The sequence below is a fragment of the Pseudomonas cremoricolorata genome (assembly GCF_000759535.1).
GTDB lineage: Bacteria > Pseudomonadota > Gammaproteobacteria > Pseudomonadales > Pseudomonadaceae > Aquipseudomonas > Aquipseudomonas cremoricolorata_A.
Map to the genome: position 1 here is coordinate 2,627,850 of NZ_CP009455.1, position 15,133 is coordinate 2,642,982.

At 63.9% G+C, this 15,133-nt stretch carries 15 protein-coding genes; 5 read left to right on the forward strand and 10 right to left on the reverse strand.

What is annotated here, in order from left to right:
* Positions 1-16 precede the first annotated feature (16 nt).
* The 4 genes from LK03_RS11580 to LK03_RS11595 all read right to left on the reverse strand — a co-directional run bounded on the left by LK03_RS11580 (position 17) and on the right by LK03_RS11595 (position 4,706).
* A complete protein-coding gene (locus LK03_RS11580) occupies positions 17-421 on the reverse strand; it encodes an META domain-containing protein (protein WP_038414694.1) in 405 nt (134 codons plus the stop codon).
* A complete protein-coding gene (locus LK03_RS11585; protein ID WP_038412497.1) occupies positions 418-852 on the reverse strand; it encodes a hypothetical protein in 435 nt (144 codons plus the stop codon). Before LK03_RS11585 ends, LK03_RS11580 begins: the two co-directional genes overlap by 4 nt.
* An 84-nt stretch (positions 853-936) precedes the next feature.
* Positions 937-1,926 carry a 2-hydroxyacid dehydrogenase gene (locus LK03_RS11590; protein WP_038412498.1) on the reverse strand — a complete coding sequence of 330 codons (990 nt, stop codon included), beginning with the start codon at positions 1,924-1,926 and terminating at the stop codon, positions 937-939.
* Between the two features lie 23 nt (positions 1,927-1,949).
* The gene (locus LK03_RS11595) at positions 1,950-4,706 is read right to left on the reverse strand and encodes a response regulator (protein WP_038412502.1); all 2,757 of its coding nucleotides are present in this window, start codon (positions 4,704-4,706) and stop codon (positions 1,950-1,952) included.
* Between the two features lie 246 nt (positions 4,707-4,952).
* Here LK03_RS11595 and cysM point away from each other — a divergent pair, with 246 nt between their 5' ends.
* From cysM to LK03_RS11620, 5 genes are all read left to right on the forward strand, one after another.
* Entirely contained in the window at positions 4,953-5,852 is a 900-nt protein-coding gene (gene cysM / locus LK03_RS11600) for a cysteine synthase CysM (RefSeq protein ID WP_038412503.1), read from the forward strand.
* On the forward strand, positions 5,852-7,210 hold the full coding sequence (gene rlmD / locus LK03_RS11605) for a 23S rRNA (uracil(1939)-C(5))-methyltransferase RlmD (RefSeq protein ID WP_038412504.1): 1,359 nt from the start codon (positions 5,852-5,854) through the stop codon (positions 7,208-7,210). The genes cysM and rlmD overlap by 1 nt, the downstream gene beginning before the upstream one ends.
* A gap of 103 nt (positions 7,211-7,313) precedes the next feature.
* Positions 7,314-9,551 carry a GTP diphosphokinase gene (gene relA, locus LK03_RS11610; protein WP_038412505.1) on the forward strand — a complete coding sequence of 746 codons (2,238 nt, stop codon included), beginning with the start codon at positions 7,314-7,316 and terminating at the stop codon, positions 9,549-9,551.
* Positions 9,552-9,584: 33 nt separating this feature from the next.
* Complete coding sequence (mazG, locus tag LK03_RS11615; protein ID WP_038412508.1) at positions 9,585-10,421, forward strand: nucleoside triphosphate pyrophosphohydrolase; 837 nt, start codon at positions 9,585-9,587, stop codon at positions 10,419-10,421.
* A 26-nt stretch (positions 10,422-10,447) separates the two neighbouring features.
* A complete protein-coding gene (locus LK03_RS11620; RefSeq protein ID WP_038412510.1) occupies positions 10,448-10,990 on the forward strand; it encodes a DUF2058 domain-containing protein in 543 nt (180 codons plus the stop codon).
* Between the two features lie 73 nt (positions 10,991-11,063).
* On the opposite strand, the gene LK03_RS11625 is transcribed toward LK03_RS11620, so the two are convergent.
* The 6 genes from LK03_RS11625 to LK03_RS11650 all read right to left on the reverse strand — a co-directional run bounded on the left by LK03_RS11625 (position 11,064) and on the right by LK03_RS11650 (position 15,068).
* Positions 11,064-11,249 (reverse strand): hypothetical protein, encoded by a 186-nt coding sequence (locus LK03_RS11625; protein ID WP_028694690.1) that lies wholly within the window; start codon positions 11,247-11,249, stop codon positions 11,064-11,066.
* Positions 11,250-11,422: 173 nt separating this feature from the next.
* Positions 11,423-12,613 (reverse strand): benzoate/H(+) symporter BenE family transporter, encoded by a 1,191-nt coding sequence (locus LK03_RS11630; RefSeq protein ID WP_038412512.1) that lies wholly within the window; start codon positions 12,611-12,613, stop codon positions 11,423-11,425.
* Positions 12,614-12,746: 133 nt separating this feature from the next.
* Positions 12,747-13,118 (reverse strand): glutaredoxin family protein, encoded by a 372-nt coding sequence (locus tag LK03_RS11635; protein ID WP_038412513.1) that lies wholly within the window; start codon positions 13,116-13,118, stop codon positions 12,747-12,749.
* 70 nt (positions 13,119-13,188) lie between these two features.
* Positions 13,189-13,734, reverse strand: coding sequence for a GTP cyclohydrolase I FolE (gene folE, locus LK03_RS11640; protein WP_038412514.1), 546 nt, complete (start codon positions 13,732-13,734; stop codon positions 13,189-13,191).
* A gap of 69 nt (positions 13,735-13,803) precedes the next feature.
* Entirely contained in the window at positions 13,804-14,364 is a 561-nt protein-coding gene (locus LK03_RS11645; protein WP_038412515.1) for a Smr/MutS family protein, read from the reverse strand.
* Between the two features lie 113 nt (positions 14,365-14,477).
* A complete protein-coding gene (locus LK03_RS11650; protein ID WP_038412517.1) occupies positions 14,478-15,068 on the reverse strand; it encodes a cysteine hydrolase family protein in 591 nt (196 codons plus the stop codon).
* Positions 15,069-15,133 lie beyond the last annotated feature (65 nt).

Here is a 15,133-nt window from a genome sequence, read left to right on the forward strand (position 1 = left end):
TGCGGCCTCGATCAGATCAGTCATCCTCAGGCCAGAACCGCAGCGCCTGACCACTGGCCGGCCAGAACCTGATCTGGCCTTGGGCCGAGGCATCCCAACGCTGCACTTTTTCCAGCTCAGCGAGGAAGCGCTGTTCCTGCTCCATCAGCGCCGGCGCGCAGAGCTTGCGGGTCTTGCCGACCTTGCCAAAGCTCAGCTGCTGGCCGCTGAGTGTGTAGCTGGCGAACCAGTGGTTGCAGCCGGCATTGCCATAGGCGCGGCCATCGCTGCCCAGCGTCAGGCTCAGATGGCTGTAGTCCATCAGGGGGCGTTCGCCGATCCACTCCAGTACGTAGCCGCGTTCGCGTTGCAGGGGCGAGGGTGGGGTCGCGCAGCCGGCCAGCAGCAAGGCCAGCAGCGCGCCGCTGCACAGGCCCTTCATGGCGTTGGCTGGCAGTTCGGGCACAAGTGGCGCTCGCCCTGGCTGCTCCAGCCCAACTCGTGGATACGTGCGCTGGCTGCCGGTTGCCGCGCCTTGTTGCCCAGTGAAGAGTCCACGGCGAATTCGAAGTCCAGCAGCGCTTCGCAGCTGTCGCACTTGACCTGCCACTCGAGGATTTCCAGCTCCTTGAACGCCGGCCCGCTGGCGACGGCCACCCATTGCCCCTGCGGGTTGATCAGATGGCGCACGGTCTGCACGATCAGGCGCATGGACAGTGTCTTGCTGCCCTTGAGGCTGACCAGCAGCACGTCATCCTTCTTGATCGAGCCACCGTTGCCGGTCACTTGGTAGCGCCCTGGCACCAGCGCCCGGCACTCGATCAGGGTGTGTTGCGGGTTGAACAGGGTGTAGCGGAAATCGTGCTCGACCATGGGTCCTCCAGAAATGCCGCGTATCGTAGGGGCTGTTCCCGCTCCATCGCAACCGTACCGAGGCCTGTTTTTCACGGCCTGGCATCAGCCACTGACCAGATTCTGCGCCTTGCCTGCTGCCCAGCGGGTGATGTTCTGCAGGGTGGTCTCGGCGATCGCATCCAGCGCCTCATGGGTGAGGAACGCCTGATGCGCGGTGATGATGACATTGGGAAACGTCAGCAGGCGTGCCAGCACGTCGTCCTGTAGGGGATGGTCGGAGCGGTCCTGGAAGAACAGCTGTGCTTCCTCTTCGTAAACGTCCAGCCCCAGATAGCCCAGTTGTCCGCTCTTGAGTGCCTCGATCAGTGCCGGGGTGTCCACCAACGCGCCCCGTCCCGTGTTGATCAGCATCGCGCCCGGCTGCATGTGCGCCAGGGTCTGGGCGTTGATGAGGTGCTCACTGCTGTGGGTCAACGGGCAGTGCAGGCTGACGATGCGCGACTGGTGCAGCAGTTCGGGCAGTTCCAGGTAGCGTGCGCCCAGGTCGAGCAGGCGCGGGTTGGGGTAGGGGTCGCAGGCCAGCAACTGGCAGCCGAAACCGGCCATGATGCGGGCAAAGGCCTCGCCAATCTGCCCGGTGCCGACCACGCCGACGGTCTTGCCATGCAGGTCGAAGCCAGTCAGCCCATGCAAGGTGAAATCGCCTTCGCGGGTACGGTTGTAGGCGCGGTGCAAGCGGCGGTTCAGCGCCATCACCAGCGCAACGGCGTGTTCAGCGACCGCGTGCGGCGAATAGGCCGGGACCCGCACCACTGCCAGACCCAGGCGTGCTGCGCTGCTCAGGTCGACATGGTTGTAGCCAGCCGAGCGCAGGGCGATCAGCCGTGTGCCACCGTCGACCAGGCGCTGCAGCACCTGGGCATCGAGCTCATCGTTGATGAATGCGCAGACCACCTCGAAACCGGCGGCCAGCGCGGCGGTGTCCACGGTCAGGCGCGCGGGTTGGAAATGCAGGTCCAGCGCGCAGTGCCGGTTGGCCCGGGTGAAGCTGGCCTGGTCGTACTCCTGGCTGCTGAACAGCAGAACGCGCATGCAGTGTTCCTCCAAGGTTGGCCTCAGGCGCCGAGGTGAGCCTGGGCGGCCAGGCGAGTGATGGCATGGTCCAGGTCATCGAGCGCCTGCAGCATTTGCGGATGCTGCTGCTTGAGCAGGGTTTCGCTGCGCTGGCAGGCGGCGCGCAGTTGCGGCACACCGCAATAGCGCGAAGCACCATTGAGGCGGTGCACTCGCTCGATCATCGCCTGGCGATCACCGGCCTCGCGAGCCGCACCAATGGCCTGGCGGTCGGCTTCGAGCGAGGCCAGCAGCATCGCCAGCATGTCGGCAGCCAGGTCCGGCTTGCCCGCAGCCAGGCGCAGCCCTTCTTCCGGATCGAGCACGCGCAGCTCGCTGCTGTCGAGCGTTGGCTCCGGGGTACCGGTCGGCTGCGCGGCGCTGAGGTTCAGACCGGTCCACTTCAGCACCACTTGGGCCAGTTGGCGTTCACTGATCGGTTTGGTCAGATAGTCGTCCATGCCACTGTGCAGCAGCGCGCGTTTTTCGTTGGCCATGGCATGTGCAGTGAGGGCCACGATCGGCAGCGCCTGCTCGCCCTGGCTGGCTTCCCAGCGGCGAATCTGTTCGGTACAGGCGCAGCCATCCATGCCGGGCATTTGCACGTCCATCAATACCAGGTCGAAGGCTTCGTCTTTGACCGCCTGCACCGCCGCTGGGCCGTTGTCCACTGCCACCACCGTGGCGCACATGTCTTCGAGCAGCGTCTGCACCAGCAGCAGGTTGGCCGGGTTGTCGTCGACGCACAGCACCCGCGGCGAACGCTGCCCGGGCAGGGCCTGTGGTTCGAGCAGGGCGCGGCGCGGCTGGACGATCTCTTGCAGCAAGCGGCGCAGCTTGCGCGTGCAGGATGGCTTGGACAGAAGCTGCCCATAGCCATTGGGTAGATAGGGGTGGTACAGCGCCTGTTCGGTGGTCGGGCAGAGCACCACGCATTGACAACCGTGTTGCTCGAGCTGGCTGTTGATGTGGCCCAGATGTTCTGGCGAAAGAGTTGCCAGGCATACCCCAAGCACAGCGAACTCGAACGGCAACTGCGCCTGGGCTGCAGCTTCGACGGCATGGATCAACTGATCGAACGAGCTGAACGCGGTGACTTTCAGGCCGCAGTCTTCGAGTTGGTGCTCAAGCGCCTGGCAGGCCAGTTCATGGCCTTCGACGATGGCCACGCGGCGCCCGAGCAGCGCTTGCGGCTGGCTGTGGTCGAGGTCGTCGTGGGCCTTGGGCAAGGTCAGGGTGATCCAGAATTGCGAGCCCTCTCCCGGTGTGCTGTCGACACCAATCTCGCCGCCCATCTGTTCGATCAGGCGCTTGGAAATGACCAGCCCAAGACCGGTGCCGCCCGGCTCGCGCGACAATGAATTGTCGGCTTGGCTGAACGCCTGGAACAGCGCGCGCACATCCTGCGGCGACAGGCCAATGCCGGTGTCCTGCACACTGATGCGCAGTTGCGCGCTGTCTTCGTGGTCTTCTTCGACCATGGCGCGGACCACGATGGTGCCCTCGCGGGTGAACTTGATCGCGTTGCTGACCAGATTGGTGAGGATCTGCTTGAGCCGCAGCGGGTCGCCGATCAGCGACAGCGGCGTGTCGCGGTACACCAGGCTGACCAGCTCGAGCTGTTTGGCATGGGCGGCGGGGGCGAGGATGGTCAGGGTGTCCTGAATCAGGTCGCGCAGGTTGAACGGGATACTGTCGAGCACCAGCTTGCCGGCCTCGATCTTCGAGAAGTCGAGAATCTCGTTGATGATGCCCAGCAGGCTGTCGGCGGATTTCTCGATGGTGCCGAGGTAGTCGAGCTGGCGCGGGGTCAGTTCGCTCTTTTGCAGCAGGTGGGTGAAGCCGACGATGCCATTGAGTGGCGTACGGATCTCGTGGCTCATGTTGGCGAGAAATTCCGACTTGATGCGGCTGGCCTCCAGGGCCTCCTTGCGTGCCATGTCCAGCTCGATGTTCTGGATTTCGATGGTTTCAAGGTTCTGCCGAACGTCTTCGGTGGCCTGGTCGATGCTGTGCTGCAGTTCTTCATGGGCGCTGTGCAGGGTTTGCGCCATGCGGTTGATGCCGGCGGCCAGCTCATCCAGCTCGTGGCTGCCCATGGCCGGCAGGCGTTCTTCCAGATTGCCGTCCCTGAGCTGGTTCACCGCATGCTGAATACGATGCAGCGGCTGGTTGATGGCGCGGCTCATGCGCAGTGCCAGCAGCACCGTCAGGCCCAGGCAGGCGAGAATCAGCAGCATGCTGGTGAACAGGTTGCGGTAGCCACGCAGCAGTGCGCCATCGTGGGACACTTCCACCTCGACCCAGCCCAGCAGACGTTCTGACTCGCCCTGCACGGCGTCGGTGGCCAAGTCGCGATGATGGCCGAACACCGGCATCAGGTAACGCGTGGCGTCGTTGCCGCTGCGCTCGAGCAGTTGCGTGCCGGTACCACCACTGGGCGGTGGGTTGACCATGCTCGGTCCCGCGTGGGCCAGGCGGCTGCGGTCGGGGGCAAGGAAGGTCACGGCGCGTACGTCGGACTGCTCCAGCGCCTCGGCCGCTACCCGTTCCAGTTGCCCGCGTGCCTGACGGGCCAGCGAGGGGGCTGCCAGCGGTGCCAGTTGCTCGGCGAGCAGCGTGCCACGTTGCAGCAGTTGTACGCGCAGCTCGGCCTGTTGCTGCCAATTGAAATAACACCCCAGCACCAGGGCCATCAGGCTGGCCGGCAGCAGCGCCAGCAACAGCACGCGGCTGCGAATTCCCAGACGATCGAGCACAGTGTTCTCCTGTACATGTGCCAGTGCGCTTGCTTGCGCGCTGAATGGAAAGGTAACCCGGTCAGTTGGCGGTTGCACTGACTTAGTAAGGTCCAGTACCTGCAGACCGCTGCTATGCAGCGGCATCGGTCCCTCGTACGACGCTCATATAGCCAGGCGCTATAACCTCCAATGATTGCGAGATATGGCGCTGAAACGTTTGCCGGTATGATAGGCGCCCCTGTCGCCCGGAATGCGAATTACGCCATGACCTCGCAGTACCCAACCATCGCCGATTGCGTCGGCAATACGCCCCTGGTACGCCTGCAACGCCTGGGCGGGGACACCAGCAACACCTTGCTGCTCAAGCTCGAAGGCAACAACCCGGCAGGGTCGGTGAAGGACCGTCCGGCGTTGTCGATGATCGCCCGTGCCGAGCTGCGCGGTTTGATCAAGCCTGGCGACACGCTGATCGAGGCGACCTCGGGCAATACCGGTATCGCCCTGGCCATGGCGGCGGCGATCAAGGGTTACAAGATGATCCTGATCATGCCCGACAACTCCACTGCCGAACGCAAGGCGGCGATGACGGCCTATGGCGCCGAGCTATTGCTGGTGAGCAAGGAGGAGGGCATGGAGGGCGCGCGCGACCTGGCCGAGCGCCTGCAGGCCGAGGGCCGTGGACGGGTACTCGATCAGTTCGGCAATGGTGACAACCCCATCGCCCACTACCACAGCACCGGTCCGGAGATCTGGCAGCAGACCCACGGCAGCGTGACCCACTTCATCAGCTCGATGGGCACCACCGGTACCATCATGGGCTGCTCGCAGTACCTCAAGGAACAGAATCCCGCCGTGCAGATCATCGGTTTGCAGCCGATGGACGGCTCGGCCATCCCCGGCATTCGCCGCTGGCCCGAGGCCTACCTGCCGAAGATCTTCGATGCCAGCCGCGTCGATCAGGTGCTCGACATGTCCCAGGAAGAAGCCGAGCAGACCACCCTGCGTCTGGCACGCGAAGAGGGCATCTTCTGCGGCGTTTCGTCCGGCGGTGCGGTGGCTGGCATGTTGCGCCTGTCGCGTGAGCTGGAAAATGCGGTACTGGTCGCGATCATCTGCGACCGTGGCGACCGTTACCTGTCCACCGGCCTGTTCGACGCACCCTGATGTCCAGAAAGAAATCCTCCAGCAGCCTGCGCTTCCAGCCCACCGGTGGCGACCGCGCAGCCCAGCTACCCGTGGGCAAGAAGCAACGCCTGAGCATTGAGCGTCTGGCCGGCGATGGCCGCGGCATCGCTTTCTTCGAAGGGCGCACCTGGTTCGTCAGCGGTGCCCTGGCCGGGGAGGAGGTCGAGGTGCGGGTGCTCAACGCCCGCGGCAAGGTCGTCGAAGCGCGCCTGGAAAAATTGCTGCAGGCCAGTGCCGCGCGGGTCGAGGCGCCGTGCCGGCACTACGCCCGTTGTGGCGGCTGCAACCTTCAGCACCTGCCCCATGCCGAACAACTGGCGCTCAAACAGCGCACCTTGGCCGAGCAGTTACAACGGGTGGCGGGCGTCCAGCCTGAACACTGGGCGCCACCCCTGTTCGGCCCTGCGTTCGGTTATCGACGTCGCGCCCGGGTCGCCGTTCGCTGGGATGCCAAGGCGCAGCAGCTGGCCGTCGGTTTTCGCGCCGAGGCCAGTCAGGACATCATCGCCATCGAAGAATGTCCGGTGCTGGTACAGCCTTTGCAGACGATTCTCCGGCATTTGCCGACGGTGCTGCGCAGCCTGGGCAAACCCCAGGCGCTGGGCCACGTCGAGCTGTTCAGCGGCACCGCCGAGGCGCTGCTGGTGCGCCATGTCAGCGCACTGCCCGAGGCCGATCTGCAGCGGTTGCAGGCTTTCTGCGAGCAGGCAGGCGCGCAGCTTTGGCTGCACGGGGAGGGCGAGCCTGCGCCCTACGTGGCAGGTGCCACGCTCGGTTTCGAGCTCACGCCCTGGCAACTGCGCCTGGCCTGGCGACCGGGCGATTTCGTCCAGGTCAACGCCGCGGTCAACACGGCGATGATCAAGCAAGCGCTCGACTGGCTGGCGCCGCAGGCTGACGAGCGTGTGCTCGATCTGTTCTGCGGTCTGGGCAATTTTGCCCTGCCGCTGGCCGGTCAGGCGCGTGAGGTGGTGGCCATCGAGGGCGTGCAGACCATGGTCGAACGGGCTGCGGCCAACGCGCGCGACAACGATGTGCATAACGCGGCGTTTTTTCAGGCCGATTTGACCCAGCCTTTAGCCGGCGCCGAGTGGGCCGCCGAAGGCTTTTCTGCGGTACTCTTGGACCCACCGCGCGACGGTGCCTTTGAGGTTGTGCGACACATCGCACAGCTCAATGCGAAAAGGCTGGTTTACGTATCCTGTAACCCGGCAACCCTCGCGCGCGATGCGCAGGTGCTGGTCAACCAGGGGTACCGGTTAACGAGGGCCGGGATTCTCGACATGTTTCCTCAGACGGCGCATGTCGAAGCCATGGCGTTATTCGAAGCGGGCTAGGTCCAAGGCCTGGTCCGTGGGCGCGGCTTCCAGGGAATGGAAGCCACGCAGATGAAAGCCAGCATGTCCGTGTGACGTGCTGTTATGGAAAGGTGGAACACAGATGGTACAGGTGAGAGTGCACCAGCCGGTCAACACGGACGGCAGTATCAATCTCGAGGGATGGCTGGATCATGTCACGAGTGTCGACGCGGCACTCGACCGGACGGAACTGGCCCTGGCCTGCGAGTTCGCTCAGGAAGTCGAGAAGAACGGCAACCCGGCCAAGCATTCCTGGGCCGACGGCACGTCGAGTTTTCAGGCGGGTCTGGAAATCGCGGAAATCCTCGCCGACCTCAAGCTCGACCAGGATTCACTGGTCGCCGCGCTGATCTATCGCTCGGTGCGCGAAGGCAAGGTGACCCTGGCCGAAGTCGGCCAGCGCTTCGGCCCGGTGGTGTCCAAGCTCATCGACGGCGTGCTGCGCATGGCCGCCATCAGCGCCAGCCTGAGCCCGCGCCAGTCACTGGTGCTCGGTTCCCAGGCCCAGGTTGAGAACCTGCGCAAGATGCTCGTGGCGATGGTCGATGACGTGCGCGTGGCGTTGATCAAGCTGGCCGAACGCACCTGCGCGATCCGCGCGGTGAAGGCTGCCGACGACGAAAAGCGCCTGCGCGTGGCGCGCGAAGTGTTCGACATCTACGCGCCGCTGGCTCACCGCCTGGGCATCGGTCACATCAAGTGGGAACTCGAAGACCTCTCGTTCCGCTACCTCGAACCCGATCAGTACAAGCAGATCGCCAAACTGCTGCACGAGCGCCGGCTCGACCGCGAGCGTTTCATCAGCGATGTGATGAATCAGCTGCAAAACGAACTGCTGGCCACCGGCGTCAACGCCGATATCAGCGGCCGTGCGAAACACATCTATTCGATCTGGCGCAAGATGCAGCGCAAAGGGCTGGAGTTCAGCCAAATCTACGACGTGCGCGCGGTACGCGTGCTGGTGCCGGAGATCCGCGACTGCTACACCGCGCTGGGTATCGTCCATACCCTTTGGCGGCACATTCCCAAGGAGTTCGACGACTACATCGCCAACCCCAAGGAAAACGGCTATCGCTCGCTGCACACCGCGGTGATCGGGCCCGAGGGCAAGGTGCTGGAGGTGCAGATTCGGACCCACGGCATGCACGAAGAGGCCGAACTCGGCGTGTGCGCGCACTGGAAGTACAAGGGCACCGACGTCAAGGGTGGCTCCAACCACTACGAGGAAAAAATCTCCTGGCTGCGCCAAGTGCTGGAATGGCACGAAGAGCTGGGCGACATCGGTGGCCTCGCCGAACAGCTGCGCGTCGACATCGAGCCTGATCGGGTCTACATCTTCACCCCCGACGGGCATGCCATCGATTTGCCCAAAGGCGCCACCCCACTCGATTTCGCCTACCGTGTACACACTGAAATCGGCCACAACTGCCGCGGTGCGAAGATCAATGGCCGCATCGTCCCGCTCAACTACGTGCTGCAGACCGGCGAGCAGGTCGAGATCATCACCAGCAAGCACGGCAGCCCCAGCCGCGACTGGCTGAACTCCAACCTCGGTTACGTCAATACCTCGCGAGCCAGGGCGAAGATCGTCCACTGGTTCAAGTTGCAGGCGCGCGATCAGAACGTCGCTGCTGGCCGCACCTTGCTGGAACGCGAACTGAGCCGCCTGGGTCTGCCGCAGGTCGATTTCGAGCGCCTGGCCGAGAAGGCCAACGTCAAGACCGCCGAAGACATGTTCGCCGCCCTCGGCGCGGGTGATCTGCGCCTGGCGCAGATGGTCAACGCCGCGCAGCAGTTGCTCGAACCGGACCGCAGCGAGCAGGTCGAGCTGATCACCCGCAAGCCCAGCAGCCGTTCGGGCAAGCGCGGCGATATTCGTATCCAGGGCGTCGGCAACCTGCTCACGCAGATGGCCGGCTGCTGCCAGCCGCTGCCAGGCGATGCCATCGTCGGCTACATCACCCAGGGCCGCGGCGTCAGCATCCACCGTCAGGACTGCGCCTCGGTGCTGCAACTGGCCGGCAAGGAGCCCGAGCGCATCATCCAGGTGAGCTGGGGCCCGATTCCGGTGCAGACTTACCCGGTCGACATCGTCGTGCGTGCCTACGATCGTCCGGGTCTGCTGCGTGACGTGTCGCAGGTGCTGCTCAACGAGAAGATCAACGTGCTGGCGGTCAACACCCGCTCGAACAAGGACGACAACACCGCATTGATGTCGCTGACCATCGAGATTCCCGGCCTGGACGCCCTCGGTCGTCTGCTCGGACGTATCTCGCAATTGCCCAACATCATCGAAACGCGGCGTAACCGTACCCCGTGAGACGTGGCTGAGCGCCGTATAAAGGACGTATCGATGAAGCATACCCTGGACGATCTGCTGCACCTCATGGCCCGTCTGCGTGACCCGCAACACGGCTGCCCGTGGGACCTCAAGCAGGACTACGCGAGCATCGTCCCGCACACCCTGGAGGAGGCCTATGAGGTGGCCGACACCATCGAGCGCGGTGATTTCCAGCACCTGCAAGGCGAATTGGGTGACCTGCTGTTCCAGGTGGTGTATTACAGCCAGCTCGCGCGCGAGGACGGTCGTTTCGACTTCGCCGGCGTGGTCGATGCCATCACCCGCAAGCTGATCCGCCGTCATCCCCACGTGTTCCCTACTGGTGATCTGCATGCCTCGCTCGATACGCCGCGGCTCAGTGAGGAACAGGTCAAGCAGCGCTGGGAGGCGATCAAGGCCGAAGAGCGCGCCGAGCAGGCCAGCAGCCCGCAGCAGTTGTCGTTGCTCGACGACGTGCCGGCGGCCCTGCCGGCGCTGTCACGCGCCGCCAAACTGCAGAAGCGCGCGGCCACGGTGGGCTTCGACTGGCCCGAGGCCTTGCCGGTGCTGGACAAGGTCCGCGAGGAACTGGATGAAGTGTTGCAAGCCATGGCCGCAGGCGACGCCGATGCGGTGCAGGACGAGCTGGGCGATCTGCTGTTCGCCACCGTCAACCTGACGCGCCACCTCAAGCATGACCCCGAACACGCCCTGCGCCGCGCCAATGCAAAATTCGAGCGACGCTTTCGTTTCATCGAGCAGGCCTTGCGAGAGCAGGGCCTGCCGATCGAAGATCGTACCCTCGACGAACTGGACGCCCTGTGGGGTGAAGCCAAGCGTCAGGAAAAGAACCTGCCCAGCTGCGGCTGAGCCGATGCATAAGTGAGTGAACATCGATGAGCCTTTCCCTTCGCGACCAATTGCTCAAGGCCGGTCTGGTCAACCAGAAACAGGTTTCCCAAACCAACAAGGCCGAGAAGAAACAAAAACGCCTGGTGCAAAAAGGCCAGGCCGAGGCGGACGATTCGCAGCAGCGTCTGGCCAAGCAAGCCATGGCCGAGAAGGCCAAGCGCGATCAGGAACTGAACCGCGCCCAGCAGGACAAGGCCGAGCAGAAGGCCCGCGCGGCGCAGGTCAAGCAACTGATCGAAGCCACCCGCCTGCCCAAGCTGACCACCGAGGACTACTTCAACTTCGTCGACGACAAGAAGGTCAAGCGCATTGCCGTCAACGCGCTGATGCGCAGCAAGTTGAGCAATGGCTCGCTGGCCGTGGTTTCCCATGGCGGGGGTTATGAAGTGATTCCGCGCGAAGCCGCGCTGAAGATCCAGGAGCGCGACGCGCATCGCATTCTGCTGCTCAACACCCACGTCGAAGAAGCGGATGAAGCGGATGATCCGTATGCGGCGTACAAGATTCCTGACGATCTGATGTGGTAATAGCTTCGCGGCCAAGGCCGCTGCCAACGAGAGGGCATTTCACCCGGTGGCAGCGGCCTTGGCCGCGAACGATTCAATGCGGTTCGTCGCGCTGGCTTTCCCAGCCTTCGAGCTCTGCGCGGTATTGCTGGGCTTGTTGTTCGTCATGGAACATGCCCACCAGCTCGCCTTGCTGATGCACATCCCAGATGCGCACACCGGCGGCCAGGCCTTCGTGGGACATTTTCGATTCGTCGCGTTCGGTTACTTGAACAGTCATCGTCAAACTCCACTTCTGGTTGATTGCGACACGATGTCGCAGGCCTTAGTTATAGGGTTTGATAGCAGGCTAAGTAAATAAAACGGCGATTAAACATCTTTCATGCAACCGCCTCAGGGTCATGACGGTCGGCCCGGTCCGGTGCACGCCGGGCAGGCTTGCGTGCGGTGCATTCAGCCCTTGCGCGGATTGAGGATCAGCAGTGTCAGCAGACCCGCGATGATTCCCCAGAACGCCGAGCCAATCGACAGCAGACTCATGCCCGATGCGGTGACCATGAAGGTGATCAGCGCGGCCTCGCGCTCGCGCGCTTCGGCCATGGCGACGCTCAGGCCATTGATGATCGAGCCAAGCAGCGCCAGCGCGGCGATCGACAGCACCAGTTCCTTGGGCAGGGCGGCGAAGAGCGCAGCCAGGGTTGCGCCGAAGGTTCCCCCCACGGCATAGAACAGGCCGCACCAGACCGCTGCGGTGTAGCGCTTGGCGGGGTCTTCATGGGCGTGTGGGCCGGTACAGATCGCGGCACTGATCGCCGCCAGGTTCACCCCATGGGAGCCGAACGGGGCCAATAGCAGCGAGGCCAGCCCGGTGCTGGTAATCAGCGGGGAGGCGGGCACCTGATAGCCATCGGCGCGCAACACCGCGATGCCTGGCATGTTCTGCGAGGTCATGGCCACGACGAACAGCGGAATACCGATGCTGATGGTGGCCGCGACTGAAAAGCTCGGTGTGGTCCACACCGGCGTGGCCAGCTCCAGGCTGAACTCGCTGAAGTCGAGCAGGCCCAGGGCGCCGGACAGCCCGGTGCCCACCAGTAGCGCGGCGAGAACGCAGTAGCGTGGCGAGACGCGCTTGACCAGCAGATAGCTGAAGAACATGCCCAGCACCAACAGGGTGCGGTGCTGCGCGGCGAGGAAGATTTCGCTGCCGATCTTGAACAGGATGCCCGCCAGCAGTGCTGCCGCCAAGGAGGCGGGAATACGCCGCATCAGCCGCTCGAAGCTGCCCGTCAGGCCGCAGATCACCACCAGCACCGCGCAAGTGATGTAGGCGCCGATGGCCTCTGCATAACTGACGCCGCCCAGGCTGGTAATCAGCAGTGCCGCACCGGGCGTCGACCAGGCCACGGTGACCGGGGTGCGGTAGCGCAGCGAAAGGCCGATGCTGCACACCGCCATGCCGATCGACAGGGCCCAGATCCACGAAGAAATCTGCGCGCTGCTCAAGCCTGCCGCCTGACCCGCCTGGAACATCAGCACCAGCGAACTGGTATAGCCGGTGAGCATGGCGATGAAACCAGCGACCACGGCCGAGGGGGAGGAGTCGGCCAGGGGCCGTAGGCGAGCAGGTTTGGCGACGGACATTAGGGCGGCTCTCTGAACGAATGTAAGCAGTTCTTTCAGCCTACCCCTCGCGCCGCTTCATGGGGCGGTACAGCCAAGTGCAGGTTTGGCCGTACAGTTATCACTACACTCAATGCCGGTTTAACTGTGCCGGTCAGGCATTGGCAAAGCGCTGATCGAGGTAGGCAATGATGTCGTTGGATTCGTACATCCAGCGCACCTGACCCGCTTCCTCGATACGCAGACACGGCACCTTGATACGCCCGCCGCCTTCGAGCAGCGCCTGACGATGGACCGGGTCGTGCTTGGCGTCGCGCAGCGCCACGGGCACGTTGAGCCGGTGCATGGCGCGGCGCGTCTTGACGCAGAACGGGCAGGCGTGGAACTGGTACAGGGCCAGATCCCGGGCCTGTTCTTCGACCTTGGCCTGGGCCGCTGCGTCACGCTTGCGCTTGGCCGGACGGCTGATCCAGTCGCCGAACACGATGAGCTGGCCGAGACCGACCCGCAGGGCTTTGACGATCATGAGAACACTCCTCAACAGCAATAAACGAAAAAGCCGACCCACGAGGGGCCGGCTTGGCAACGCGGTCGCATCAGCGAATCAGGCTGAGGAACTCGGTGCGCGTTGCAGCATTGGCGCGGAATTCGCCGAGCATCACCGAGGTGATCATGCTGGAATTCTGTTTCTCGACGCCGCGCATCATCATGCACATGTGCTTGGCCTCGATAACCACGGCAACGCCGGCGGCGCCGGTGACCTTCTCGATGGCTTCGGCGATCTGGCGGCTGAGGTTTTCCTGGATTTGCAGGCGGCGGGCGAACATGTCGACGATGCGCGCCACCTTCGACAGCCCCAGCACCTTGCCCTTGGGCAGGTAGGCAACATGGGCCTTGCCGATGAACGGCAGCATGTGGTGTTCGCACATCGAGTAGAGCTCGATGTCCCGGACCACCACCATCTCGCTGTTGTCGGAGCTGAACAGCGCGTTGTTGGTGACCTCTTCGAGGGTCTGCTCATAACCGCGGCAAAGGTATTTCATCGCCTTTGCGGCCCGCTTGGGCGTGTCGCGCAGGCCCTCGCGGGAGACGTCCTCGCCGATCTGGCCAAGGATCTCGGTGTAGTTCTGTTCCAGGGACATGGATCTACCTGTGGGAATTTTCGCAAAAATGAAGGTTAAGTCTCGGGGCGCGGCGCTGCAAGCGCGATGTTACTCGTCGCGGCCTTCGAGCATGGTTCGCTTGAGCATCACATACACCGCCCCGGTGCCGCCATGGCGTGGCTGGCACGAGACAAAGCCCAGCACGTGCGCGTGCTGGCGCAACCAGGTGTTGACGTGGCTCTTAATCATCGGACGCCTGCCGTCCAGGCGCGCGGCCTTGCCGTGGGTCACGCGCACGCAGCGCACTTCCAGTTTGCTGGCCTCGGCGATGAAATCCCACAGGGTTTCGCGGGCCTTCTCGACGCTCATGCCATGCAGGTCGAGGCTGCCTTCGAAGGCGATCTGGCCCAGCTTGAGCTTGCGCAGCTGGGCTTCCTGCACCCCGTCGCGGCGCCACGACAGCTCGTCTTCGGCGCCGACGTCGATGACGAACTGATCCGACAGACCGTCGATCACCAGCGGCTGGTCGCTGCGCAGGGTCGCCTTCTGGCGCAGGCCGGCGAGTTGCTGGCGGTCGGCCTTGGGCTTACCAACTTCGGCGCGATCGTGGTTGATCGGCTTGACGCCGCGCACTTCGCTGCGAAAGAGGGAAAAATCGTCGTCTTGCATGATGCCTCCAGCTGGGCGGCGTAGTGTACGTGAGTCGACCAGGCCGCGGCAGGTCTGTGGGCGTCATGCGCGGTGCCGGTCGCGCAGCCGCTTGCGCCGGCAGACAAGCCGTGTCAGATCAGGCTGGAGGTGGGCGCCACGCAGGCGAAGTTGTCGGCCATGACCGCCATTTCACCCTGATGGATCTGCGCAGCGGGAATTACCCCATCCTTGAACGCCAGGTCACGGGTGGCCGAGGCGTCCTCGACCAGGGTGCAGCGGTAGCCGTAGTCCTTGGCCCGGCGCACGGTGGTGCTGACGCTGGAGTGGCTCATGAAACCGCAGACGATCAGGTCGAGGTGGCCAAGACCCTGCAAGGTCTCGTGCAACTTGGTGTTCTTGAACGCGTTGGGCATGCGCTTTTCGATCACCACCTCGCCCTCGCGGGGTTCGAGGCCGGGGATGAATTCGCCGCGCGGGCCCTGTGGGTCGAACAGCCCGCCGACCGTGCCCAGGTGGCGTACATGCACGATCGGACGTCCCGCCAGGCGCGCAGCTTCGAGTAACCGGGCGATGTTGGCCGTGGCCTCGGGCATGCCCGACAGCGCCAGAGGACCGCTCAGGTACTCCTTCTGCGCATCGATGATGATCAGGCTGGCCTGGCTCAGCTTGGCCGGCGGGTAGTCGCGGCCGCTGAGGCGGAACATCGTGGTTGGAACGGACATCAAGGGCTCCTTCGGCTAGGGCTTTTGCCGGCTATTGTCCTCTGCCGCGACGACAATGGGAATGC

What these genes read in the sequence shown, in the direction of transcription:
- mazG (WP_038412508.1), top strand. Translation starts at nt 9,585, where the DNA reads ATGAAGCATACCCTGGACGATCTGCTGCACCTCATGGCCCGTCTGCGT.
- LK03_RS11590 (WP_038412498.1), bottom strand. Translation starts at nt 1,926, where the DNA reads ATGCGCGTTCTGCTGTTCAGCAGCCAGGAGTACGACCAGGCCAGCTTC.
- LK03_RS11635 (WP_038412513.1), bottom strand. Translation starts at nt 13,118, where the DNA reads ATGATCGTCAAAGCCCTGCGGGTCGGTCTCGGCCAGCTCATCGTGTTC.
- LK03_RS11650 (WP_038412517.1), bottom strand. Translation starts at nt 15,068, where the DNA reads ATGTCCGTTCCAACCACGATGTTCCGCCTCAGCGGCCGCGACTACCCG.
- relA (WP_038412505.1), top strand. Translation starts at nt 7,314, where the DNA reads ATGGTACAGGTGAGAGTGCACCAGCCGGTCAACACGGACGGCAGTATC.
- LK03_RS11620 (WP_038412510.1), top strand. Translation starts at nt 10,448, where the DNA reads ATGAGCCTTTCCCTTCGCGACCAATTGCTCAAGGCCGGTCTGGTCAAC.
- LK03_RS11645 (WP_038412515.1), bottom strand. Translation starts at nt 14,364, where the DNA reads ATGCAAGACGACGATTTTTCCCTCTTTCGCAGCGAAGTGCGCGGCGTC.
- rlmD (WP_038412504.1), top strand. Translation starts at nt 5,852, where the DNA reads ATGTCCAGAAAGAAATCCTCCAGCAGCCTGCGCTTCCAGCCCACCGGT.
- LK03_RS11630 (WP_038412512.1), bottom strand. Translation starts at nt 12,613, where the DNA reads ATGTCCGTCGCCAAACCTGCTCGCCTACGGCCCCTGGCCGACTCCTCC.
- folE (WP_038412514.1), bottom strand. Translation starts at nt 13,734, where the DNA reads ATGTCCCTGGAACAGAACTACACCGAGATCCTTGGCCAGATCGGCGAG.
- LK03_RS11585 (WP_038412497.1), bottom strand. Translation starts at nt 852, where the DNA reads ATGGTCGAGCACGATTTCCGCTACACCCTGTTCAACCCGCAACACACC.
- LK03_RS11625 (WP_028694690.1), bottom strand. Translation starts at nt 11,249, where the DNA reads ATGACTGTTCAAGTAACCGAACGCGACGAATCGAAAATGTCCCACGAA.
- LK03_RS11580 (WP_038414694.1), bottom strand. Translation starts at nt 421, where the DNA reads ATGAAGGGCCTGTGCAGCGGCGCGCTGCTGGCCTTGCTGCTGGCCGGC.
- cysM (WP_038412503.1), top strand. Translation starts at nt 4,953, where the DNA reads ATGACCTCGCAGTACCCAACCATCGCCGATTGCGTCGGCAATACGCCC.